Annotated in this window: 23 protein-coding genes; 15 read left to right on the forward strand and 8 right to left on the reverse strand. The window is 28.3% G+C overall.

Annotation, left to right across the window (positions count from 1 at the left end; translation table 11 throughout):
* Positions 1-102 precede the first annotated feature (102 nt).
* Positions 103-1,545 (forward strand): NCS2 family permease, encoded by a 1,443-nt coding sequence (locus tag J2Z24_RS01365; protein ID WP_035150164.1) that lies wholly within the window; start codon positions 103-105, stop codon positions 1,543-1,545.
* Positions 1,546-1,595: 50 nt separating this feature from the next.
* Here J2Z24_RS01365 and J2Z24_RS01370 read toward each other — a convergent pair whose 3' ends face one another.
* The 3 genes from J2Z24_RS01370 to J2Z24_RS01380 all read right to left on the reverse strand — a co-directional run bounded on the left by J2Z24_RS01370 (position 1,596) and on the right by J2Z24_RS01380 (position 5,446).
* The gene (locus tag J2Z24_RS01370; protein ID WP_051593377.1) at positions 1,596-2,636 is read right to left on the reverse strand and encodes a GGDEF domain-containing protein; all 1,041 of its coding nucleotides are present in this window, start codon (positions 2,634-2,636) and stop codon (positions 1,596-1,598) included.
* A 300-nt stretch (positions 2,637-2,936) separates the two neighbouring features.
* Entirely contained in the window at positions 2,937-4,589 is a 1,653-nt protein-coding gene (hcp, locus tag J2Z24_RS01375; protein ID WP_241392975.1) for a hydroxylamine reductase, read from the reverse strand.
* Between the two features lie 131 nt (positions 4,590-4,720).
* Positions 4,721-5,446: an ATP-binding protein gene (locus tag J2Z24_RS01380; RefSeq protein ID WP_035150169.1), complete on the reverse strand. Its 726-nt coding sequence runs from the start codon at positions 5,444-5,446 to the stop codon at positions 4,721-4,723.
* Positions 5,447-5,564: 118 nt separating this feature from the next.
* Here J2Z24_RS01380 and J2Z24_RS01385 point away from each other — a divergent pair, with 118 nt between their 5' ends.
* From J2Z24_RS01385 to J2Z24_RS01395, 3 genes are all read left to right on the forward strand, one after another.
* Positions 5,565-6,254, forward strand: coding sequence for a Crp/Fnr family transcriptional regulator (locus J2Z24_RS01385; protein ID WP_035150172.1), 690 nt, complete (start codon positions 5,565-5,567; stop codon positions 6,252-6,254).
* Positions 6,255-6,293: 39 nt separating this feature from the next.
* Positions 6,294-6,872, forward strand: a complete 579-nt coding sequence (locus J2Z24_RS01390) for a YdcF family protein (protein ID WP_035150175.1) — start codon at positions 6,294-6,296, stop codon at positions 6,870-6,872.
* A gap of 95 nt (positions 6,873-6,967) precedes the next feature.
* The gene (locus tag J2Z24_RS01395; RefSeq protein ID WP_035150178.1) at positions 6,968-7,213 is read left to right on the forward strand and encodes a hypothetical protein; all 246 of its coding nucleotides are present in this window, start codon (positions 6,968-6,970) and stop codon (positions 7,211-7,213) included.
* Between the two features lie 59 nt (positions 7,214-7,272).
* On the opposite strand, the gene J2Z24_RS01400 is transcribed toward J2Z24_RS01395, so the two are convergent.
* Positions 7,273-7,941, reverse strand: coding sequence for a hypothetical protein (locus J2Z24_RS01400; protein ID WP_035150181.1), 669 nt, complete (start codon positions 7,939-7,941; stop codon positions 7,273-7,275).
* A gap of 255 nt (positions 7,942-8,196) precedes the next feature.
* On the opposite strand from J2Z24_RS01400, the gene purE reads away from it, so the two are divergent.
* The 7 genes from purE (at position 8,197) to purD (ending at position 15,348) form a co-directional block, all read left to right on the forward strand.
* On the forward strand, positions 8,197-8,676 hold the full coding sequence (purE, locus tag J2Z24_RS01405; RefSeq protein WP_035150183.1) for a 5-(carboxyamino)imidazole ribonucleotide mutase: 480 nt from the start codon (positions 8,197-8,199) through the stop codon (positions 8,674-8,676).
* Positions 8,676-9,386 carry a phosphoribosylaminoimidazolesuccinocarboxamide synthase gene (gene purC, locus J2Z24_RS01410; protein WP_035150186.1) on the forward strand — a complete coding sequence of 237 codons (711 nt, stop codon included), beginning with the start codon at positions 8,676-8,678 and terminating at the stop codon, positions 9,384-9,386. Before purE ends, purC begins: the two co-directional genes overlap by 1 nt.
* Positions 9,387-9,388: 2 nt before the next feature.
* Positions 9,389-10,807: an amidophosphoribosyltransferase gene (gene purF, locus J2Z24_RS01415; RefSeq protein WP_035150189.1), complete on the forward strand. Its 1,419-nt coding sequence runs from the start codon at positions 9,389-9,391 to the stop codon at positions 10,805-10,807.
* A gap of 17 nt (positions 10,808-10,824) precedes the next feature.
* Entirely contained in the window at positions 10,825-11,820 is a 996-nt protein-coding gene (gene purM / locus J2Z24_RS01420) for a phosphoribosylformylglycinamidine cyclo-ligase (protein WP_035150192.1), read from the forward strand.
* A gap of 31 nt (positions 11,821-11,851) precedes the next feature.
* Complete coding sequence (gene purN, locus J2Z24_RS01425) at positions 11,852-12,463, forward strand: phosphoribosylglycinamide formyltransferase (protein ID WP_035150483.1); 612 nt, start codon at positions 11,852-11,854, stop codon at positions 12,461-12,463.
* Positions 12,464-12,482: 19 nt separating this feature from the next.
* On the forward strand, positions 12,483-13,982 hold the full coding sequence (gene purH / locus J2Z24_RS01430; RefSeq protein WP_035150195.1) for a bifunctional phosphoribosylaminoimidazolecarboxamide formyltransferase/IMP cyclohydrolase: 1,500 nt from the start codon (positions 12,483-12,485) through the stop codon (positions 13,980-13,982).
* Positions 13,983-14,100: 118 nt separating this feature from the next.
* Complete coding sequence (purD, locus tag J2Z24_RS01435) at positions 14,101-15,348, forward strand: phosphoribosylamine--glycine ligase (RefSeq protein WP_035150199.1); 1,248 nt, start codon at positions 14,101-14,103, stop codon at positions 15,346-15,348.
* A gap of 137 nt (positions 15,349-15,485) precedes the next feature.
* Here purD and J2Z24_RS01440 read toward each other — a convergent pair whose 3' ends face one another.
* The 4 genes from J2Z24_RS01440 to J2Z24_RS01455 form a co-directional block, all read right to left on the reverse strand.
* On the reverse strand, positions 15,486-15,743 hold the full coding sequence (locus tag J2Z24_RS01440; RefSeq protein ID WP_146750616.1) for a hypothetical protein: 258 nt from the start codon (positions 15,741-15,743) through the stop codon (positions 15,486-15,488).
* A 331-nt stretch (positions 15,744-16,074) separates the two neighbouring features.
* Positions 16,075-16,227, reverse strand: coding sequence for a hypothetical protein (locus tag J2Z24_RS01445; protein WP_156950261.1), 153 nt, complete (start codon positions 16,225-16,227; stop codon positions 16,075-16,077).
* Between the two features lie 346 nt (positions 16,228-16,573).
* Positions 16,574-17,944 carry a sensor histidine kinase gene (locus J2Z24_RS01450; protein WP_035150204.1) on the reverse strand — a complete coding sequence of 457 codons (1,371 nt, stop codon included), beginning with the start codon at positions 17,942-17,944 and terminating at the stop codon, positions 16,574-16,576.
* Position 17,945: 1 nt separating this feature from the next.
* Positions 17,946-18,653, reverse strand: a complete 708-nt coding sequence (locus tag J2Z24_RS01455; RefSeq protein ID WP_035150206.1) for a LytR/AlgR family response regulator transcription factor — start codon at positions 18,651-18,653, stop codon at positions 17,946-17,948.
* A gap of 537 nt (positions 18,654-19,190) precedes the next feature.
* Between J2Z24_RS01455 and J2Z24_RS01460 the strand changes: the two genes are divergently transcribed.
* The 4 genes from J2Z24_RS01460 to J2Z24_RS01475 all read left to right on the forward strand — a co-directional run bounded on the left by J2Z24_RS01460 (position 19,191) and on the right by J2Z24_RS01475 (position 24,487).
* On the forward strand, positions 19,191-20,531 hold the full coding sequence (locus J2Z24_RS01460; protein ID WP_035150208.1) for an MATE family efflux transporter: 1,341 nt from the start codon (positions 19,191-19,193) through the stop codon (positions 20,529-20,531).
* A 228-nt stretch (positions 20,532-20,759) separates the two neighbouring features.
* Positions 20,760-21,635 carry an ABC transporter ATP-binding protein gene (locus J2Z24_RS01465; RefSeq protein ID WP_035150210.1) on the forward strand — a complete coding sequence of 292 codons (876 nt, stop codon included), beginning with the start codon at positions 20,760-20,762 and terminating at the stop codon, positions 21,633-21,635.
* A complete protein-coding gene (locus tag J2Z24_RS01470; protein ID WP_035150212.1) occupies positions 21,628-23,790 on the forward strand; it encodes a M1 family aminopeptidase in 2,163 nt (720 codons plus the stop codon). Before J2Z24_RS01465 ends, J2Z24_RS01470 begins: the two co-directional genes overlap by 8 nt.
* Positions 23,783-24,487: a hypothetical protein gene (locus J2Z24_RS01475; RefSeq protein WP_035150215.1), complete on the forward strand. Its 705-nt coding sequence runs from the start codon at positions 23,783-23,785 to the stop codon at positions 24,485-24,487. Before J2Z24_RS01470 ends, J2Z24_RS01475 begins: the two co-directional genes overlap by 8 nt.
* Positions 24,488-24,495: the final 8 nt, after the last annotated feature.

A 24,495-nucleotide genomic window follows, 5' to 3' on the forward strand; every position in this document is an offset into this window, starting at 1 on the left:
TCAAAAACATATTGACTTATTTAAAGTATAATGTTAATATTTTATTGTAATAATAATATAAATGTTCGTAATCCAAAAAGTATAAATTAGGAGGTTTATGATATGGAACAACCAAAAGAAAAAGAAGATGCAGTAAATAAAACTTCTTTTATAGACTCATTTTTCAAATTATCTCAAAATAAAACAAATGTAAAAACTGAAATTATTGCAGGTATAACTACATTTATTACCATGGCATATATAATATTCGTAAATCCAGGTATATTAATGCAATCTGGAATGAACTCACAAGGATTATTGGGAGAAGCAGCAGTTAAGGCAGGAATAAGCGCATTAAATGATAGCATGGTAGCAGCAGTATTTGGAGCAACTTGTATCTCAGCAGCTATAGGAACTTTTGTAATGGGACTTTATGCTAATGTACCTTTTGCTCAGGCTCCAGGAATGGGTCTTAATGCATTTTTTACTTTTAGTGTTTGTTTAACTTTAGGATATACATGGCAGCAAGCTTTAGCAGCAGTATTTATATCAGGAATATTTTTTATAATAATTACTCTTACATCTATAAGAGAAAAAATAGTTGATGCTATACCTCAAAATTTAAAATTTGCTATCTCAGCTGGAATAGGTTTATTTATAGCTTTAATTGGATTAAAGGGTGGAAGTATTATAGTATCAAATCCAGCTACTTTAGTTGGATTTGGAGATTTTACAAATCCACATGTGGTATTAACTTTGATAGGTATTACAGTTACTGCTATATTGATGTCAAGAAATGTTAAGGGATCTATATTGATAGGAATTTTAATTACTACTATTGCAGGAATTCCTTTAGGAATAACAAAATTAATTCCTTTAACTTCTCTTGTAAGTACTCCACCATCAATTGCACCTACTTTTATGCAGTTAGATTTAAAAGGGTTATTAAATTTTGGGGGTAATGGATTAGTAGGAGCTATATTGAATATTTTAATGGTAGTAATATCCTTTAGTTTAGTTGATATGTTTGATACTATTGGAACACTTGTTGGTACAGCTCAGAAGGCCAATATGTTAGATGAAAATGGAAGAATGAAGAATATGAATAAAGCACTTATGGCAGACGCTATAGCAACTACTTCAGGTGCATTACTTGGTACAAGTAGTGTAACAACATATGTAGAATCTACTGCCGGAATTTCAGAAGGTGGAAGAACTGGTTTAGCATCTGTGGTAACAGGAATATTATTTTTATTAGCAATGTTTTTTACTGGATTGGTTGGAATAGTACCAGTAGAGGCTACATCACCGGCTCTTATAATAGTAGGAGTTTTAATGATGGGATCAGTTAAGAAAATAGATTTTGATGATTTTACAGAAGCGTTACCAGCATTCTTCACTATAGCAATTATGCCTTTTAGTTATAGTATAGCTAATGGAATAGCTTCAGGTATAATATTTTATCCAATTGTTAAATTAGTTACAAGAAGAGGAAAAGAAGTTCATCCTATAGTTTATATTTTGGCAGCATTATTTATAATCAGGTTTACTATACTTCCTAAATAATAAATACCCCAAACTAAAAAATAAGGTCTTCAATTGAAGATCTTATTTTTTTATATAGTTAAACGGTTTTCATTATTGGAAATAGATATTTCATCCCAAATTGTGCTATTATAAAATTTAAAATAAGTACCACATTCTTTTTTTGCATTGTACATTGCTATATCTGCATGTTTTAAAAGAGAATTTACATTGTTACCGTCATTTGGATAAATACTTATGCCTATACTTGATGTAATAGTAAGTTGTAAACTTTTATATATAAAAGGTATCTGAAGTCCTTTAATAATTCTTTTAGCTATTTGAACTACATCTTGTAACCCATTACTTATTTTTAGAAATATCACAAACTCATCTCCACCTAGTCTAAAAACAGAGTCATTTCTTCTTATATTGTTTTTAAGTCTAAAAGAAAATTCCTTTAATACGTAATCTCCAACTTCATGACCTAAATTATCATTTATATTTTTGAAGTTATCTATATCTATAAACATTATGGCAAATATATAATTACACTTTTTAGCTAAATTAAGCTCTTCATTAAGTTTCTCTACTAAAAATCTTCTATTAGGCAAAGCGGTCAGCGGATCATGATAGGCCATGAACTTCCAATTTTTCTTTTTTTTGCTTTTTATATTAGTAATTAAGTTTATATTTTTATTATCTTGAATATATGGGGAAAGAAAAATTCCAAGTTCTCCATACCTAGGGCGAAAGGCATTAACTTTAAAAAATTTTTTAGATTTTGAAGAATATATTTTAAAACTTATAGTTTCCCCTTGTAATGCTACTTGTGTAAAAATACCAAGCCAAGGATCTAAAGGGTCAAATAAAAAATTTTTTAAACTTTTACCAATAACGTCAGTATTTTTTATACACATGATATTTTCAAAGCTTTTATTTACCATGGTAATAATAGCATCACAAGGAGAGTTATTTTCATCGAAAATTATTTTATTTAATACAAATCCTTCTATAAGTAGATTTAGTATAGTATCTAATAATTTAAAGTCTATATTTAAATTATTGTCTTTTTCCACTAATGCATCAATTATCGTATTACAAGAACTAGAGTCAGTAATAAACTTTAACATAGATTTATCCCCCCATAAACCATAAATACACAAGTGTAGTTAATGAAAATACATGCATTATGTACATATTTTACCATTAAATAGGGCTTATTTAAAGATTTTTTATTATAATTTAACATAAAATTTTAATAATTTTCTAAAAACAGTAAAAATTATGTATATCTACTATATATATGATTTTAAAATAAAAAGATACCATCTAGTATAATTTTAGATAGCATCTTTTATTTGTAAAATTTTAATCTACTAAATCAATAGCATCCACAGGACATTATTGACAAGCTCATTCTTTCAATTAATTTATTTTAAAATAGTTTTTAAGTCATTTTCTGGGTTCGATATAGGGGTTATATTAAATTTATCAACTAATATTTGAAGTACATTTGGTGATATAAAAGCTGGTAGTGATGGCCCTAAATGAATGTCCTTAATCCCTAAGGATAACAGTGATAATAAAATACATACAGCTTTTTGTTCATACCAAGATAGTATTAAAGATAATGGCAAATCATTGACTCCACAATTGAAAGCTTCAGAAAGGGCTAAAGCTATTTTAATAGCTGAATAAGCATCATTACATTGACCTACATCTAATAGTCTAGGAAGTCCATTAATAGTTCCAAAATCTTTTTTGTTAAATCTAAATTTACCACAAGCGAGAGTAAGAATAATAGTATCCTTTGGAGCTAAATCAGCAAATTCAGTATAATAGTTTCTACCAGGTTTAGCACCATCACAACCACCAATCAAGAAAAAATGTTTAATAGATCCATTTTTAACTGCTTCTATAATTTTATCTGCATGACTTAATGTAGCATGGTGACCAAAACCTACTAAAATTTTCTTTTCATCTTCATCTGTATTCCAACCACCAAGTTCTAAAGCCTTATTTATAATAGGAGTGAAATCTTTTAGTCCATTTTTTTCTTCTATATATTGTATATCAGGCCAACCAACCATTCCACTTGTAAATATTCTATCTTTATATGAGTCTAATGGTTTTTGTATGCAATTTGTAGTCATAAGAATACATCCCGGTATTTGAGAAAATTCTTTTTGTTGATCTTGCCAAGCGCCTCCATAGTTCCCCATTAAATGTTTATATTTCTTTAATTCTGGATAACCATGAGATGGAAGCATTTCACCATGAGTATAAACATTTATTCCTTTTCCTTCTGTTTGCTCTAATAGTTGTTTTATATCCTTTAAATCATGACCAGATACTATAATAAATGGTCCTTTTTTCTTTGTTATTAATACTTCTGTAGGTTCAGGGTTTCCATAAGATAAGGTGTTAGCCTTATCAAGTAATTCCATACATTTTAAATTAACTTGTCCTAATTCTATATTAATTCCTATTAAATCTTCAGATGTTAAATTATTATTTATTATAGAAGCTAAGGCTTTATAGAAAAAGTTATTAACATTATCATCACTATAACCTAGTACATAAGCATGGTGAGCATAAGCCCCCATTCCTTTTAATCCATATATTATCATTTCTCTTAATGAGCGAATGTCTTCATTTAAAGATTTGTCCCATAAAATACTAGCCTCTTCTGCATCCTTTAACATATGTTCTTTTTTTTCTGGCAGGATATATAATGCCTCTTTTGTAATTGGGACTTCAATTGCACCTGCTAAGTTTTTTAACTCATTTTTAATTTCTTGGGATTTTCTTAAATAACATAGGAATCTTTCTGAATCAAAATTTACATTTGTAAGAGTTGAAAAAATGGCATCCATTACAAAACTATGAATTCTATTTTCTATTTTAAGACCTTTTTTTAGTAATTCATTTCCGTAAAATCCAATACCTTTTAATTGATATACTAACAAGTCTTGTAGGGCGGCAACATCAGCATCTTTACCACAGACACCAGCTTTTGTACAGCCTTTTCCACCTAAGGTTTGTTCACATTGATAACAGAACATACTAGTACAGGTTGTCATTTCCATTCCCCCTATGATTAAAAAATTATTCAGATAAAAATTATCCATATATGATAAATTTATCTGAATTTTTAAAATATTGCTATAATATATTATACTACATTTTAATACAAATTTAAATAATTATTTTGTTAAATAATGTTACCGTCTGTTGATATAATAACTTCTTTGTAAGGAATAATAGTTTGAGATTTTAGCATAGCATGTTTTACAGCATTAACTATTCCACCACAACAAGGCACTTCCATTCTTATTACTGTAATGCTTTTAATATTATTTAATTTAAGTATTTCAGCAAGTTTTTCTTCATAATAGTTATTATCATCTAGCTTTGGACACCCTATTACAGTTATATGATCTTTTATAAAATCTCTATGAAAATTAGCATAAGCATATGCAGTACAATCAGCTGCGACAAGTAAATTAGCTTCTTTTAAATAAGGAGCTTTAGTATTAATTAAATTTAACTGAACAGGCCATTGTCTTAATTCTGATTCATTATTTGTACAACAGGTGGATTCATTTTTAGATACAACTGCTTTTTTTAATGGTGTTCTTTGAATTAATTTAGCTGCAGTTCCAGGACATCCACAAGGTAAAGGCTGATCATTAGATTTTATTTCCATCATTTTCTTTTGTACTAATTCTTCATTGTAATCTTTAGCTTCTCTTTCTATCATTTTAATGGCACCTGTTGGACATTCAGGAAGACAATCACCTAAACCGTCACAATATTCGTCACTTAGAAGTTTGGCTTTACCATTTATCATTTCTATAGCACCTTCATGGCAAGCCTTAGCACATAGTCCACATCCGTTACATTTTTCTTCATCTATATGAATTATTTTTCTTATCATAATTTATAACCTCCTAAACTAGTATACATTGATTTTATAAATTTATTATATTAGAATTACATATATAAGTCGGTAACAAAGGTTACAAGTCTATATTATTAAATTTAGGAGGATTTATATGGAAGATATATCATATAAAATATTGGATTCTTTAAAAAAGTCATCCATATTTAAAGGCATAGAGAAAAAAGAAATAATATCATCAATTAAGAATACTGTATATAGATTAGTCTATTACGGGAAAGGTGAAACTGTAGCTATAGAAGAGGACTTATGTAATAGTATTGGAATAGTAGTAGAAGGAAAAGTAGAAGTTCAAAAAATTTTTGCTTCAGGAAAGACTGTAACAATAAATAGGTTAGAATCAGGAGATACGTTTGGAGAGGTAATTATATTTTCAGATGCCAAAAAGTACCCAGCTACAATTATTGCCGCAAGTAAAGCTACAATAATATTTATATCAAAGGAAGATATGCTTAAGCTATGTAGTTTAAATACCAGTGTTTTAAACAATTTTATGGGACTTTTATCAAATAAAATACTTATGTTAAATAAAAAAGTTAAAACTTTATCTTATCAAAATATAAGACAAAAACTTTGTAATTATCTTTTAGAAGAAAGTAAAAAACAAAATAGTTTTATATTAAAGATGAGTGTGTCAAGAAAAGAAATGGCAGAGCAATTAGGAATACCACGACCTTCTCTTTCTAGAGAAATGATAAATATGAAAGAAGAAGGACTTATAGAATTTGAAAAAAATATAATAAGAATATTGGATGAAGAAGCTTTAGAAACAGAATTATTATAATTAGCATATTATAAATAATGTAAGAAAGTAGGTAGGAGTATGAAAAAAATTTTTAAAATGATAGTAATTATATTTTTATCAGGAGCAATTATAACTTTAATATTAGGAACTAGCATTTATAAATTTGGAAAAAACTCTAAAGCAGAAAAATCAGATTGTGTAATAATATTAGGATGTAGTGTATACGGAGAAACACCTAGTCCCTTTTTACAATGGAGAGTTGAGGAAGGGTATAGACTATTTAAGGAAGGATATGCAAATTATATAATAGTATCAGGTGGTAAGGGACCAGGAGAAGATATTTCTGAAGGAGAGGCTATGAAGAGATATCTTTTAAAGAAAGGAGTTAAAGAAGAGTATATAATAAAGGAAGATGAATCTAAAAACACAATGGAGAATTTAAAAAATTCTAAAATGATAATGGACAAGAAGGGATTTAAAAAAGCAATTGTAGTATCTAATAGCTATCATTTAAAAAGAGCTTCATTAATGGCTAAAAAATTAGGAATAGATTCAAGTTTTTCAGGTGTTTATGTAAATACTTATAAATCCCATGAAAGGATTGGTTTTATAAGGGAAATTCCTGCATTATTTAAATTTTATATTTTAGGCAAATAATTTTAATTTATACGAATTTTATAATTATTAGAAGGAAAAATTCAGAAAATATAGAATAATAATTAAATAGACTAATTTAATTGGAGGGATAAATCATGGGGAAACTTTATTACTGCAGTGAATGCAAAAGAGTTTTAAAAGATAATGAGAAATGTGAATATTGTAATGCAGAAAGTATAAAAGAATTAAATTACGGTACACCTGTAAATGTAATAGGAAGTAAATTAAAAGGAAAAGTACTTAAAATAAAGGATAATATGGTTAGACTTATAATAAGAGATGAAAACAATAGTAAATTTATAAAGGAATATGAATTAGAAAAGTTAAGAAAAATTTTATAAAATATAAGTAAGAAGGAAGGCATAATGGGGAAGCCTTCCTTGCTACTCTCTTAAAATTATTATTTATAATCTTTAGCTTTAAAAGGAATTAACTGTTTAAGTACTTGAAAGGAGGTTAAATTGAATTTTATAGTTTTAGTTTCATTATTTTCAGTGTATTCTAAAACTGTTCTTGCCATATTTTCATCTTCATAATATGAATTAATGCAATCTAAATTAATTTTATAAGGGCCTAAATAAACAAAAAGTTTATCAAGCAAGTAAAGCTTATCATCTTGTATCCAAGCAAAGAATTCTCTGTATTCAGGAAGTTTTCCTTTATTTAATAGCTTTTTATATTTTTCAGCAGATTTTTGAAAACCTTTAAGATAATTATTTACAAAAAATTTTCCTTTCTCTTTTAAAAATTTTAATAGGCCGTCATTATAATAAAGGTTTTGGCCTTGCTTTATGTTATTTAAAGCATAAAAAAAAGATTTTCTTACTTTCGGCTGCTCATTAAGACAATTAATTAAAGAAATTTTTTTATAATTAAATAAATATGGTAGGTCAAAATTTTCTAACTCTTTTTTTATAGACTGATCTAAATATTCATTTCCATTTATGTACCATATAAATTTAGCATCACTAGGAAGAAAACATTCTTCCATTTCTTCTGAGAATTTATCTATAAGTTGTGAAATTTCTTTTATGGTATTGTCATCTACTTTTTTGTTTAATAAAAACATAAAATCACTCCTAAATATAATTTGCCAATATTCACTTAAAATTATTATATACAATTTTAACATAAAGAATTTAATCAGTGAACAAATAGTTTTAATGGAGGAAATATACGAATAATATTTAAAAGTTTTAGCATATATTTAGTTACAAATACGAACGATTATATAATTATTTTCAATAATATATTGATTTATTCAGATTGTTATGTTACCATGAAGGTGTAAACAATATTAAATATATTTTGGAGGTATTATTTTATGAAGGTGGCAATAATTTTTGGTAGTAAATCTGATAGTGAAATTATGAAAGGAGCCGCCAAAGCTTTAAAAGAATTCAACATAGAGTACAAGGCTTTTATCCTTTCAGCTCATAGAGTACCTGAAGAGTTAGAGAAAACTATAGAAAAACTTGAAAAGGAAGATTTTCAATGCATAATAGCAGGAGCTGGGCTTGCTGCACATTTACCAGGAGTAATAGCTTCAAAAACAATTCTTCCAGTTATTGGGGTGCCTATAAATGCGGCTTTAAATGGATTAGATTCGCTTTTATCCATTGTTCAGATGCCAAAATCAATTCCAGTAGCTACGGTAGGAATAAATAATAGTTATAATGCAGGAATGTTAGCTATAGAAATGCTTTCTATAAAGTATCCTAATATAAGAGAAAAATTGATTGAATATAGAAAAACTATGAAGAAAAATTTTATTGAAGAAAATGAAAAAGGAGTGGATTTATAATGGAAAAAAGAGAAATGATTTATGAAGGAAAAGCAAAGAAAGTTTATTCAACAGAGGATAAGGACAGAGTAGTTATATATTACAAAGATGATGCTACAGCATTTAACGGAGTTAAAAAAGGACAAATAGAAGATAAAGGTGCATTAAATAATGCAATTACTTCTAGTTTATTTACATTACTTGAGCAAAATGGAATAAAAACTCACTTTGAAAAAAAATTAAGTGAAAGAGAACAGCTATGTAAGAAAGTGGAAATAATTCCATTAGAAGTTATAGTAAGAAATATTGCAGCAGGAAGCATGAGTAAAAGATTGGGAATTGAGGAAGGATATGAATTAAAAACTACTGTATTTGAAACATCATATAAAAATGATGATTTAGGAGATCCACTTATTAACGATTATCATGCAGTAGCTATAGGATTAACTACTTTTGAAGAATTAAAGGAAATGTATTCTATTGCTGCCAAAATAAATGATATATTAAAAGAATTTTTTATGAAACAAAATATAAAATTAATAGATTTTAAATTAGAGTTTGGAAGATTTAATGGTGAAGTATTACTTGCAGATGAAATATCTCCAGATACTTGTAGATTTTGGGATGCTAAAACTAACGAAAAGTTAGATAAAGATAGATTCAGAAGAGATTTAGGAAATGTAAAAGAAGCCTATATTGAAATATTAAATAGAATAAATGAAGGAAAGTAATTATGAGAAAAGAGATATTTGATATTGAAGCAGACAAATTTAAAGAAGAATGCGGAGTTTTTGGAATCTTTTCTGGAGAAAAATCACAGGTAGGAGCTATTACTTATTATGGATTATATGCATTACAGCATAGAGGACAGGAAAGTGCAGGTATAGTAGCATCTAATGGAAAAGAACTTATTTGTCATAAAGATATGGGACTCGTAAGTGATGTTTTTAATACTGAAGTACTAAATAATCTTGAAGGTGTAGGGGCTATAGGCCATGTTAGATATTCTACTACAGGAAGTAGCCAGAAGAATAATGCTCAGCCAATTGTAGGAAAATATAAATTAGGATCTATAGCTATTGCGCATAATGGAAATTTGATAAATGCTGATGTGATAAGAGAACTATTAGAAGACGGTGGAACTATATTTCAAACTTCTATTGATACGGAAGTTATATTAAATCTTATTTCTAGAGGAGCCAAAAAGGGAATAGAAAATGCAGTGGTAGACGCAATACAAGCTATAAAAGGTTCCTATGCCATAGTTATTCTTACAGAAGACAAACTTATAGGAGTAAGAGATCCTAATGGAATAAGACCATTATGTATAGGAAAATTAGGAGATAGCTATATTTTATGCTCAGAAAGTTGTGCTTTAGATACTGTTGGTGGAGAGTTCATAAGAGATGTGGAGCCTGGAGAAATAGTTATTGTAGATAAAGAAGGAATAAGAAGCATAAACTTTGCGGAAAGAACTAAAACTCAAACTTGTTCTTTTGAATATATATACTTTGCAAGGCCAGACAGTACTATAGATAAAATAAATGTTTATCAATCTAGAGTTAGAGCAGGGGAAGAATTATATAAGGAACATCCTGTAGAAGGAGATATTGTCATTGGAGTACCAGATTCAGGAATACCCGCTGCAATAGGATATTCTAAAGCTTCAGGAATTCCTTATGGAACAGGTTTTATTAAAAATAAATATGTTGGAAGAACATTTATTTCCCCAACACAAGAAATGAGAGAAAAAGCTCTTTGGGTAAAACTAAATCCATTAAAGGCCAACATAGAAGGTAAAAGAGTAATAATTATAGATGATTCTATTGTAAGGGGAACTACTAGTAAAAGACTTGTTGAGATTTTACGAAAAGCAGGAGCTAAAGAAATTCATTTTAGAATAGCTTCCCCTATAGTAAAATTCCCTTGTTATTTTGGTATAGATACTCCGTATAGAAATGAACTACTTGGATCTAATATGACAGTGGAAGAAATGAAAGATATGATAGGGGCAGATAGTTTAGGATATATAAGCATAGACGGATTATTGAAAGCTTTAGATAAAGATAGAGGATTTTGTTTAGGATGTTTTTGTGGAGAATATCCTATATCTGCACCAATAGAAGCTCCAAAAGAAAGATTAGAAAAATAGTTTGAAAGGAGTCTATTATGATTAGTTACAAGGATTCGGGAGTTAATATAGAAGAAGGTTACAAGTCTGTGAAATTAATGAAGGAATATACAAATAAAACATTAACACCTTCAGTATTAAATGGAATAGGAAGTTTTGCAGGGATGTACGAATTAGGACATTATGACAATCCTATATTAGTATCAGGTACTGATGGAGTAGGAACAAAACTTAAAATTGCTTTTAAAATGAATAAGTATGATACTATTGGAATTGACTGTGTTGCTATGTGTGTAAATGATATTTTATGTCATGGAGCTAAGCCATTATTTTTCCTTGATTATATAGCCTGTGGAAAACTTAATGGTGAAACAGCAGCGGAAATAGTAAAGGGAGTAAGTGAAGGCTGCATTCAAGCAGGTTGTTCTTTAATAGGGGGAGAAACAGCAGAAATGCCAGGTTTTTATAGTGAAGGGGAATATGATATAGCAGGCTTTGCTGTAGGAGTAGTAGAGAAGGATAAAATAGTTGATGGAAGTAGCATTAAAAATGGAGACAGTTTAATTGGTATTGCTTCATCAGGTATTCATAGTAATGGATACTCTCTAGTTAGAAAATTAATACAAGATTTAAGTATAGATCTTAATGGCAAAAATATGGGGGAAGTGCTACTTACTCCAACAAAAATATATGTAAAACCAGTATTGGAGTTGTTGAAAAAGTTTAACATTAAGGGTATGGCTCATATAACTGGAGGAGGTTTTTATGAAAATATACCTAGAATGTTTAGAGATAATTTAAATGCAGTAATAGATAAAAATAGTTTTCCTATGCCAGATATCTTTAGATATATGCAAGATCAGGGATTGGATGAAAAGGAAATGTTTAATACCTTTAATATGGGTATAGGATTTGTATTGTGTGTAAATAAAGAAGATGAAGAAGAAGTTATAAAAGCATTAATAGAAATAGGAGAAAGAGCTTATAAAATAGGGCATATAGAAGATGGTGCAGGTAAGGTAGTTATTCAATAGATAGTATAGGGGGGCACATTTAATGAAAGATATATTTAAAATTGCAGTATTAGTGTCTGGTGGCGGTACCAATCTTCAATCCATTATAGATAGTATTAATTCCGGTTATTTGAATTGCTCTATAGAAATGGTGATAAGTGATAGAAAAGATGTTTATGCTTTAAAAAGAGCAAAAGATAATAATATAAAAACTTATGTTTTAGAAAGAAACATTTATAAGGAAAGTATATCAGATGAAATCCTTAAAATAATAGAAGGAAAGGTGGATATAATAGTACTTGCGGGGTGGCTTTCTCATTTAAAGGGAAACATAATAGATACATTTCAAAATAGAATTATTAATATTCACCCTTCCTTAATCCCCTCGTTTTCTGGAAAGGGTATGTATGGTATAAAAGTACATGAAAAAGCTGTAGAATATGGAGTTAAAATATCTGGCTGTACTGTACATATTGTGGATAGCGGTATGGATACAGGGCCTATAATACTACAAAGAGCTGTACCGGTTTTACCAGAGGATACGGCAGAATCTCTACAAAAAAGAGTTTTACTAGAAGAACATGTGGCTTTACCTGAAGCTATAAAGTACTTTATAGAAAATAAAATAGAGATAATTAATAGAAAAGTTATTATTAATTCCTAAAGAAAAGGAGTTGTTTGTCATGATAAAAAGAGCTTTAATAAGCGTTTATAATAAAGAAGGAATTTTAGATATAAGTAAGTTTCTACAAGATAGAGGTGTAGAGATAATATCTACAGGAGGAACTTATAAGCATTTAAAAGATAATGGAATTAAAGTTAAAGAAATTTCCGAAGTAACAGGTTTTGAAGAAATTTTGGATGGAAGAGTAAAAACACTCCATCCATTTATTCATGGTGGAATTTTAGCTATTAGAGATAATAAAGAACATATGGACACTATAACTAGTAAAGGTATAGAACCTATAGATATGGTTATTGTAAATCTTTATCCTTTCTTTGAAAAGGTTAAGGAAGATTTATCCTTTGATGAAAAAGTAGAGTTTATTGATATTGGTGGACCAACTATGATAAGAGCTGCAGCTAAAAACTTTAAGGATGTTGTAGTTCTAACAGATGTTAATGATTACCATGACATAAAAGCACAATTGAAAGATAATAATGAAGTAGATTATAAAACTAGAAAGAAATTAGCAGGTAAGGTATTTAATCTTATGTCTTCCTATGATGCTGCTATAAGCAACTTTTTATTGGAAGAAGATTATCCAGAATACCTGACTTTATCATATAAAAAAATGATGGATTTAAGATATGGTGAAAATCCACATCAAAGTGCAGCTTATTATGTTTCTAATACTGATAGGGCAGCAATGAAGGATTTTACTCAATTAAACGGTAAGGAGTTATCCTACAATAATATAAAGGATATGGATATAGCTTGGAAGGTAGTTAATGAGTTTGATGAAATAGCTTGTTGTGGATTAAAGCATAATACTCCTTGCGGTGTAGCTATTGGAAATTCAGTTTTAGATTCTTATGTAAAAGCTTATGAATGTGATCCAGTGTCCATATTTGGTGGTATTGTAGCTTTTAATAAAATAGTGAATAAGAAAACAGCAGAAGAATTGGTGAAAATATTTTTAGAAATAGTAATTGCACCAGGATTTGAAGAGGAAGCGTTAGAAGTATTAAAGTCTAAAAAGAACTTGAGAGTTATTAAATGTGATGTGAAATCTGAGAATAAATTTGAAATGGCAAAAGTAGATGGTGGAATATTGCTTCAGAGTTCAGATGATAAATTAATAGATGAGATAAAAGTTGTAACAGAAAATAAGCCAAGTGAAGAAGAAATGAAAGATTTGATGTTTGGTATGAAAGTAGTAAAATATGTAAAGTCTAATGCCATTGTAGTAGTTAAGAATGGAAAAGCAGTTGGTATTGGTGGAGGCCAGGTAAATAGAATATGGGCAGCGTCACAAGCTTTAGATAGAGGAAAAGAAGGAGTAGTGTTAGCTTCAGATGCATTCTTCCCATTTAAAGACGTAGTAGAAGAAGCTGCAAAATATAAAATAAAAGCAATAATACAACCAGGTGGCTCTGTTAGAGATGAGGAATCCATTGAAGAATGCAATAAACAAGGAATTTCTATGGTGTTTACAGGAATTAGACACTTTAAACACTAGTTTTTGGAGTGAAGAGTAAAAGAGAATTTTTCTCAGCTACTGCTGTGGAAAATTTTCAATACACTCTCAACTCTTCATTCTCAATTTTTAATTTAAATTGTGGTAAAGGGGTGTTATTTTGAAAATATTAATCGTTGGTAATGGTGGTAGAGAACATGCCATAGCTTGGAAAGTAGCACAGAATCCTAAAGTAGAAAAGATATACTGTGCCCCAGGAAATGGTGGTACAGCGTTAATGGATAAATGTGAAAATATAGATATAGAAGGAATAGATTCTTTAGCAGATTTTGCACAAGAAAATATAGTGAATTTAACAATTGTAGGACCAGAAGTACCTTTAGTAAATGGTATAGTAGACCATTTCAAAGAAAGAGGTTTAAAAATTTTTGGACCAAGTAAAAAGGCAGCAGCTTTAGAAGGAAGCAAGTCTTTTTCAAAAGATTTTATGAAAAAGTATGGAGTAAAAACTGCTGCTTATGAAGTATTCTATGAAAGAGATAAGGCTTTACAATATTTAGAGGTATGCAACTATCCAATAGTAATCAAAGCAGATGGTTTAGCAGCAGGTAAGGGAGTAGTTATATGTGAGAACTATTCTCAAGCAGAAGACACAATAATAAAATTTATGGTAGAAGATATGTTTGGCGATGCAGGTAAAAAGGTAGTAATAGAGGAGTTTTTAGTAGGAGTGGAAGCATCTATATTATCTATAACTGATGGAAAGGTTATATTACCATTTATATCCTCAAAGGATCACAAGCAAATTTATGACGAAGATAAGGGACCCAATACAGGTGGTATGGGTGCAATTGCCCCAAATCCATATGTTACTGAAGAAGTTATGGAAGACTTTAATGAAAACATATTAAAGCCAACATTAAAAGGAATAAATGAAGAAAATTTTGATTTTAGAGGAATAATATTCTTTGGTGTAATGATAACTAAAAAGGGAGCTTATCTTTTAGAATATAACGTTAGAATGGGAGATCCAGAAACTCAAGCAGTATTACCTTTAATGGACAGCGATTTAGTAGAACTCATTGAAGCTTCTTTAAATAATGAGCTTTCATCTTTTGATTTAAAATGGAAGAAAGGTAATTCTTGCTGTGTAGTAGCAGTGTCAGAAGGATACCCAGGAAAGTATGAAAAAGGTTTTAAAATAAATATGCCTAAGGAAGTTAACTCATTTGTAGCTGCAGGAATATTTAAAGGAGGAAATCTTTTAACTAATGGTGGAAGAGTTCTATGTACTTATGCTGTAGAAAACAATTTAGAAGATAGTATAAATAAAGCCTATAAAGAGATGGGCAAAATAGATTTTCATGGAATATATTTTAGAAAAGACATTGGAAAACTTAGATATTAGGATTAAAGTGTCAGGATTGTGGAAAAGTAATAGATTAATTCTTAGAAAATGTTCTTAGAAGTTTTTTATAAATGTTTTTTAAAAGTGGTAGTTGAAATCGTAAAACTACCACTTTTTAGCATTAGTTCTTAAAAAGTTTAGTTAGATATTAAATTGATTTTCTTAGAAATATTTTTTATAATAGAGTCATTATCTGCACAACCCCAATACTTAACAAGGATTACTCCTTTTCCTTTTAAAGCAAATATTTTTTTGAAATTATTTCCTCCTTGAAGAACAATTAATTGGTCAAAATCTTTATTATTTATTTCTGTAAAAGAGCCTCCTTTGTATTTTACACTACGTTTTTTTATTAAGTCAGAAATTAAGCCCTTTCCCATAGATGGGAATTTCAATTTATAAGCCCAGGTATTAATATTGGAAGAATATACTTCAATGCGATATTTTTACATTTTACTAGGGATAATACCATGTTTATTAGAATAATATTGTACAGGTGCAAAGAAGCTCCAATTATAGATATATATATATTGTCATAATCAACATTGTTTGAATTGCAATTATAAGAAGAATTTCTTGCTAATGTAGGATTTTGTTCAATATCTAATAGTCTTATAATAGGTAAATTTGTGATGTTATATGGTAAAGGCGATGTTTTACTTATTGCAAATTGAATAAAAGGAGGAAGTATAATTCCAAAAATAAAGATACTATTAATTATAAAACTTATTTTTCTATGGTTTTTTCATGGAGAATTGTGATTAATGAACCTTCCTTCAAAAAGAGTTTTTTGTAAGGTACGTAATATGCAAACCAACTTTCGGGCTCATCAATACGCCAATAATCAGTAGGTCTGAGTTTTCTAATTGCTTCATTCATTTTCATCACCTTCCTTTAAAATCATTCCATCTCTTACTAAGGCTAATAACCTATTATATTCAGCATGAAGAGCCTCCTTACCATGGGCTGTAATTATGTTTTTCTTCTACCATCATTCTCTGATAGACAGATTAAACAATCTTTTTGCATACGGGAAAGCGCTCCATACAGCGTTCCAGGTCCCATACATTAGAGACTTCTTTAATTGAGTTCATCAGTTGATATCCTTGATTTGGATGCATAAATGCTAATAATACATAGTACATAGATTCTGTCATAGGGCCACCAGTATATGGCACTACTAACACCTCCATTTATTATGCAACATATATAAGGAATCTTAATTTTATTTTACTTTAAGCATAAGATTTAAAATGAATTTATTTTTTTCTTCTATAATGTCTAAAATGCCATTATATTTTTTTACTATCATTTCTATATTAGAGATTCCTATGCCATGATTGACTTTATCATTTTTTTTAGTTACAATTCCATCTTCATTATACTGAAGTTTATCTGCTGCACTGTTGGAAATCTCAATAATTAGATATAAGTCTCTAAGATAAGAGCTAATAAAAATTTTTTTATGAATATTTTCGTCCTGAATTCTCATACAAGCTTCCAATGCATTGTCTAAAGCATTGCCCAAAATAATACATAAATCTACAGAATTTAGTATAAGCACTTTAGGTATTAGAAAATCACAGATGAATTCGATGCCTTCCAGTTTGGCAATATTATATTTTTCGTTTATAACTGCATCCGAAACAGTATTACCTGTTTTAATCTTACAATCTAATTTACTTACGGTTTGTCCAAGAGTATCTAGATATTTAGTTATTTCTTCAATATTTTTATTTTCAGCTAGATTTCTTAAACAAATAAGGTGATTGTTCATATCATGCATGATCCTACGAATGCCACTATAAACACTTTCAACATTTTTACTATGATCAATTTGCAACTTAAATTGTTGTTCCATTAATAAGTTTTTTTGCCTAATTTCTTCTCCTTGAAGCATTTTTTTAAAAGTATAGGCTGTAATAAGTATAGAAACTAATAAGGAAATGCTTACTAGTGGCACAACAGAATAAATTTCAGGAAAAATAGAGAATAGATAATAGTTTTTATTATCAACATGAATAGCTTGAATAAAATAGAAAACTAATATCAAACTATAAGTTGCCAAGCAGGGAATAAGCAAATACAGACTTTGATATGTATTCACAGTTTTTCCTTTAAAGCTTAAAAATTTGCAAATATTTTTTAAAGCGAAAAAAAATAAAGCTAAATTTATAAGTTCACGTGTAAGGTTCATTAGGCAAAGGAGAATAAGATCTTTTCTCATATCCATATTTAAACTATTTACATAGGAAGAAATATGAAAATCAAAGCTTAAAAAAGTGATATAAATAAGCAATAAAATAGCACTTGGAACAATAGCAGCATAAAGCTTTATGAGAAAATTTCCATAACACAAATAACATAAAAGTATAAACCAAAGCAAATCATTTACTATAATTCTTAGGGGATACTGCATTTTTAAAGTTAAAAAATTTAAAATAATAAGAAGAACTACAAAAGAAGTAAACTTCCATATTTTATCCTTAAAACCTAAAAATTTATTTAAAAAATAATATTGAATTGCATAGTGAAAAGGAAGAGCAAGGGTGGAAGATAAGAGGCCGATTTTATCAATTACTTGAATATTATTCATATTATAATCCCTCACTTTTTAAATAATACATAAAGGTTTTTGAAAAATCAGAAATCTTGTATTTAGAAATATATATCTTTTCACCATTTTTTAAGGTTATAAATGTCGAATCATAGCTTCTTATGTATTTTAAATTCACAATATAACTTTTATGACATCTAAAAAAATTACAATCTTTTAATTCGCTTTCAATATCAGATAATTTATAATAATATTCAATGATGTCATAAGTTGTATGAACTTTTATTTTTCGTAGATGCGACTCTATATAAAATATATCCTTGACAAAAATCTTAAAAGACTCACTAATGGTTTTTCCAAGAATAAATTTATCTGTTTCTTGAAATTGTAATAAAGCAGAATATAGAACCTCTCTTAACTTTTTTTCTGTAATTGGCTTTAAAATGTAGTGAAAAGCTCTTACATCAAAAGCCTGAAATACATATTCTTTAAGAGCAGTTATAAATATAATTACTGCCTCTTTATTTATTTCTCTAATTTTCTTTGCTGTTTCTATTCCACTAAGTTTATCCATGCGTATATCTAAAAAGTATAAATTCATTTCTAATTTTGAATGTAGTAATTCTTCACCACTGTCATATTGATATATGAAACATTTTATATTTTTAAGTTGCAAGGCTTTTTCTATCATATTTATAAGTGAAGTTCTTTGATGAATTTCATCGTCGCAAATTGCTATTTTTAGCATAAAATCACCTCGGCAATAATTATATCATACATCACCTCCTTCCATTAAAGATAACAACTTGCCTTATTTATAGAGAAGTAAATGTGCATTTAGGATAATGCATTTTCAGACAACTTTTATATCGAAATCTATTTTTTAAAATTAAACAGATTGTAATAATAGGATTTGAGAATGTAATAAATAGATTAAATACAATATGAAGTTAATAAAAGTTTTTAAAATATTTTTTGTTTTTTGGATCATTTTTATATTTTTCAGAGTAGATATTGATAATCGTTATCAATTATAATTAATTAAAGAAAGTCATGAATGAAATTTTAGTTAATGAATTTGTTACATATGGTAGCGCTATATAAGTAATTTTTTATCCGATAGCTACATCCGCAATATTTCCTACCTATACAGGTGGAAGATAGCGGCTGCTACGCTCCTAAATAAATTCTTCTAATGTTCAGATGGAGAGAGTAGTTCTCTTAAGCAAATCCACCTGAACTTAAGAATCATTTGATATAGATTAAAGGAAAGGTGGAGATATCCATGAGTAAAAATAGAGAAGAATTAATTAAAACAGAACCTAAAAAGTTGATGTTTAAATTGTGCATTCCAGCAATTGTAGGAATGGTAGTAATAGGCCTGTATTCATTTATGGATGGAGTTTTTGCTGGACAACTAATAGGGAAAAATGCTATGGGTGCTGTAGCAGTTGCATATCCAATTACATTTTTAAATAATGCTATAGCTACGTTGATAGGAATAGGGTCATCTTCTATTTTATCTAGAGCAATAGGTAAGAATGATCAAGAAACAGTAAATAAAATTATGGGAAATTTATTATCTTTAGTATTGATATTTTCTACTATAATTATGATAGTAGGAATCACATTTGCAAGAGATATTTTGATTTTAACTGGTGCTAAAGGAGAAATTTTAGAGTTAGGGGTAAGGTATCTTCGAATTATTTTTATGGGTTCAATATTTGTTAATTTTGCACAAAGTGCTAATATGGTAATGCGTGGAGAAGGACTTATGAAAAAGGCCATGACTATTATGATGATAGGAGCTATTTTGAATATAATATTAGACCCTATTTTAATAATAGCTTTTGGAGAACATGGCATTGAGGGTGCAGCAGTAGCTACTATAATAGCTCAAGTTATACAAGCTGTTATTACAATGTTTTATTTTGTGAGAAAAAGTAAAAATGTTAGATTTCATAAAATACAAATTGAGAAAACACTTCTTTCAGAGATATTTTCAGTGGGAACATTTGCTATGATGATGCAATTGATGAGTATGGTGCAACAAACATTAATGTATAGGATGGCATCAAAATATGGGGGAAGTAATCAATTAATATTAATGGGAGCAACATTAAGAATACAAGCACTTTCTTTTATTCCTCTTTGGGGAATGAGCCAAGGATTACAACCAGTAGTTGGAACAAATTATGGAGCAAAATTATTTCCTAGAGTAAAAAAATGTACAAATACTTTTATATTAGGAGCTACTTGTCTTGCTTGTGTATTTTGGATGCCTATTGAGTTATTCCCTGAAAAAGTATTATCACTACTAATAACAGATTCTACAATAGTTAATGAAGGAGTTAATAATTTTAGAATGATGTATAGCTTATTTCCACTAATGGGCATATTCATTATGGGGGTAACATTCTTTCAATCAATAGGTAATGGTAAAAATGCAGGTATAGTTGTTTTATTAAGACAAATAATTTTATTTGTACCAGCAATTATATTGATTCCCTATGCGGTAGGAATTACAGGAGTATGGTTTGTTAATCCACTATTAGATGGGATAATATTTGTTATAGTAGTATATTTAATGCGTAAAGAGTATAAAAAAATAAATACAATAAAGTGATTCTTAGTTGTTTAGGCAATTGGTATAACTATATGTTCTTTTAACAAAATAGTAGCTAATCCATTTATAGAGAGGCTACTATTTTTTATTTAAATATTATACCTTGTTAAATGGACTTCTTCTATATGATATTGATTTTTCTAAATAAAAGCAAAGCTAGTTTATCAAGTGCAACTTTTTACAATTCCTCTCGTAAAAGAAGTGAAAATTATTTGGGAGGAAATCATAATGAAAATTCAAATTGAAAATTTATCTAAATCCTATAAAAGGGTGAAGGCATTAAATAATGTTAATTTTTCTATTGAAAGTCCATGCCTTATTGGACTTGTAGGTCCTAATGGAGCTGGTAAGTCTACACTTATGAAGCTTTTAGTAGGTCAGCTTATGCCAACGGAAGGAAGTATTTGTATTGATGGCATGGAATTAAGTAAGAATGAAAATTATTTAAAAGAAAGACTTGGGTATGTACCACAGGATTTTGGGTTATATGATAATCTTACAGTATATGAATTTTTAGACTATATAGCCGCTGTTAAAGGAATTAAATCAAATGTTAAAGGTAAAATTAATCAGTGCATTAAAAAAACAAATTTAAATGATAAAAAAGATAAAAAAATTAAAACATTGTCTGGTGGACAAAAACAAAGAGTTGGAATTGCTCAAGCATTTTTAAATGATCCCGAACTTTTAATTGTTGATGAGCCAACAGTAGGGCTTGATCCAGAAGAAAGAATTAAATTTCGTAATTTATTTTCGGAAAATGCAAGTGATAAGCTTGTAATTTTATCTACACATATAATTGAGGATGTTGAGGCTATATGTAATCTTTTAATAGTTATGGACAAGGGAAAAATATTATATTTTGGATCTCCATCAGAGTTGATTAAAAGAGCAGAAGGACATGTATCAACAATTCATATAAAGAATGAAAAAGAAAATGAAATTAGAGGGGATTTTAAAATTACTTCAAGGATTATTACTAGTGATGGAGTAAAGTATAAAATAGTTGGAGACAAGCTGCCTTCAAGTGCAGTAAGTACAACTCCTACATTGGAGGATGCATATGTTTATTGTATGTTAAAGGAAGGTGAGTCCTTTGAATAATGCTATTAGAGTATTAAAAAAGGAAATAAAGACAATATATAAAGATAAGCTTGTAATACCTTCAATAATAATATTATTAATATTTACTGCTTATGGACTTTTAGATACTACAAGTGCCAATGAAATGAGTTTAACAAATTTAAATAGAACTTCATTAACTATATCTCTAATATGTGCTAATGTAGCAGCAATACCAGCTGCAGTTTTATTTGCAATAATAACCTGTTTTACTTTAAGTAGAGACAAGCGTAAGAGAAGTGAATTTATGATACAAAGTACTATGGATTACAATAAGTTAAATTTAATACGTGTTATGTCAGTAATATTTTATGCTTTTATTACTGTTGTATTGATTACTATTGTTTCATTTATAGTTCAAAGTGGATTTTTAAATATAAAATTTGAGGCATTCACTAATATATTTACTTATACTTTTATAATATTTTTTTCTATGATATTTGCAATACTTTTGTGTAGTGGAGTATACTTTATAATCCAAAGTATGGATGTTACTTTTTTAACTTTTGGAGTATGCTTTTTTATTGGAGTTGGGTCCTCAAATTATTTATTTAATTGGATTAATTATTCCTATTCTATATATTCAGATTTTGCAGGAATACAACCTATTGCAAAGTATATTATATACAGTAGATTATTTCAGTTAATTGGATTTTTATGTATATTTATTATAGGCATTTTATTTAGGAATAGATATAAGCTTTCATTATTTAAATCTTTTTCTATAAATATAAAATCAATAAAAGTTACTGCGATATGTATAGTTGTTTTAGTAGGAGCAGTATTAATGTATATAAAGGAGCCTTATACAGATAAAGTAGATGCAGCAGTAAGGCATATGAAAAATGATGAGATAAATAAAAGTATAATTCTTAAAGAAGTATATCCTACTTCAGTAATTAATACTAAAAATGAAACAATTTCATGTGATGTAAAATATGTTTTTAAAAAAGATTATAAAGAGGAGTACATTGATTTCAAAGGAAACATAGGACTTAATATTAAAAATATATTAGTAAATAAAAAAGAAACATCATTTTTAAATATAGATAAAGACGATAATGTTACAATACCAGTTCCTAAAGGGGAAGAAGTGGAAATTACTATTAAATATGATGGGAAAATAAAAAATCCAGCTCCAGCAGGTTTTGCAGGATATATAAGTGATGATAGTATTTATCTTTTGGAAAACAGTAACTGGTTATTAAGGCCAATGACTAAAGAGGGGGAAAAAATAAAAATAAAAGGCTCTATTAAAGCACCTAAAAATTTAACTGTAGTTACTGTTGGAAAACTTGAAAATGTTAGTGAGGATAATGAAGATACGGTTTGGAATTATGAAGGAGAGTTATCAGAGCTTAATGTTGGAATATTTGCATCAAATTATAAAATAAAAAAATTTAAATCTGGAACTGTGGATGTGGAATTTTATTATAGTCCAAAGCATGAAAACTATATAAAAAATGTAGAAATAGAAAAACAGATAAATAATATTTTAAACTATTATGAGAATACCTTTGGAGAATATGCCTTTAAGAAATATCCATTTAAAATAGTTGAAACATCTCAGTATAAAACAGGAGGGCACTCTACAGCTAATGTGGTAACTATTGCAGAATATATGTTTAATAGGGAAAAGAGTGCATTAAAAGAGGTAAAGGGAAATCATAATATGTTTATATATTATCATGATATGGAAATATTATCCCATGAAATAGCACATCAGTGGTGGGGTGGAGGAGTAAACATTAGTGGAGATAAATCATGGATTACAGAAGGACTTGCTAATTATTCAGCTTACAAATATTTAGATAGTGAATTTGGTAAGGAGGCATGGTTAAGTTCAGTACAAAATTGGCAAAGGAAAGTTAATAATCCTAATAAAAAATATTTTGAAGAAAAAAATCTTAAGGATAGAATACCTAAGGAAACTCAAATGAAGTTAGGACTTTACGATAAAAAAACAAATGCATACATGAAAGTTCCTTTAGAGCTTATAAGAATTGAAGATGAAGGTAAGTGTGATGTTAAAAAAAATCTAGCGGATTTATATAGAAAATATAAAATGAAACCCCTAACCTATGATGAATTCTTAAAAGAAATGAAAATAGCAAAGGGGGAGTTAAACATTGACTAAATTAATTAAATATGAGCTAAAAAGTATTATATTATCAAAAAAATATTTTTATATAAATTTATTATTAATTATAAGTGTATTAAAGGACTTAAATACATTATTAGGTTCTTGGAATTTACATGCAGCAGTTTCTCCGTGGACTTATGCTGATTTTATAGTAAGGCAAAATAGCCTTCTTATTACATTTATAGTTCTTTTAGGGTTAAATGTTTTTTCTAATAATGAAAATAGAGTGAAAAATATAATGTTTTCAACTACATTTTCAGAAAAAGGCTATTATTTTTTAAAACAAATAAGTATATTCATATCAATATGTATTTCAATAATTATATTAATAGCTTTAAGTTTTATATGGTATGCATATTATTTAAGATTTTATGATTTTAATAAATTTTTATATCCTACTGTCATATTGGTATTTCCAGCATTACTTTTAATTTTAGGGTTATCTATGAATATTGGAAGGGCAAGTGAAAAACTTCTTAATTTATTTATTCCTATTGTATTTTTAGGGACATCATTAAATTTAAATCTGCCTCAATGGTTAGATATAGCAGGAAATAATACTATTAGATATTTATTGTTTGCAAGTAATGAAGATTTTATTTTACCTTGGGACTTTTTATTTAGTAGAATATTTATGACAGTATTAGGAATGGTTCTTATTATATTTGCATGTAGAAAGAGTAAGGCGTGATAATTTGT

This window comes from Clostridium tetanomorphum, from assembly GCF_017873215.1.
In the GTDB taxonomy this organism is placed as follows: domain Bacteria; phylum Bacillota; class Clostridia; order Clostridiales; family Clostridiaceae; genus Clostridium_AO; species Clostridium_AO tetanomorphum.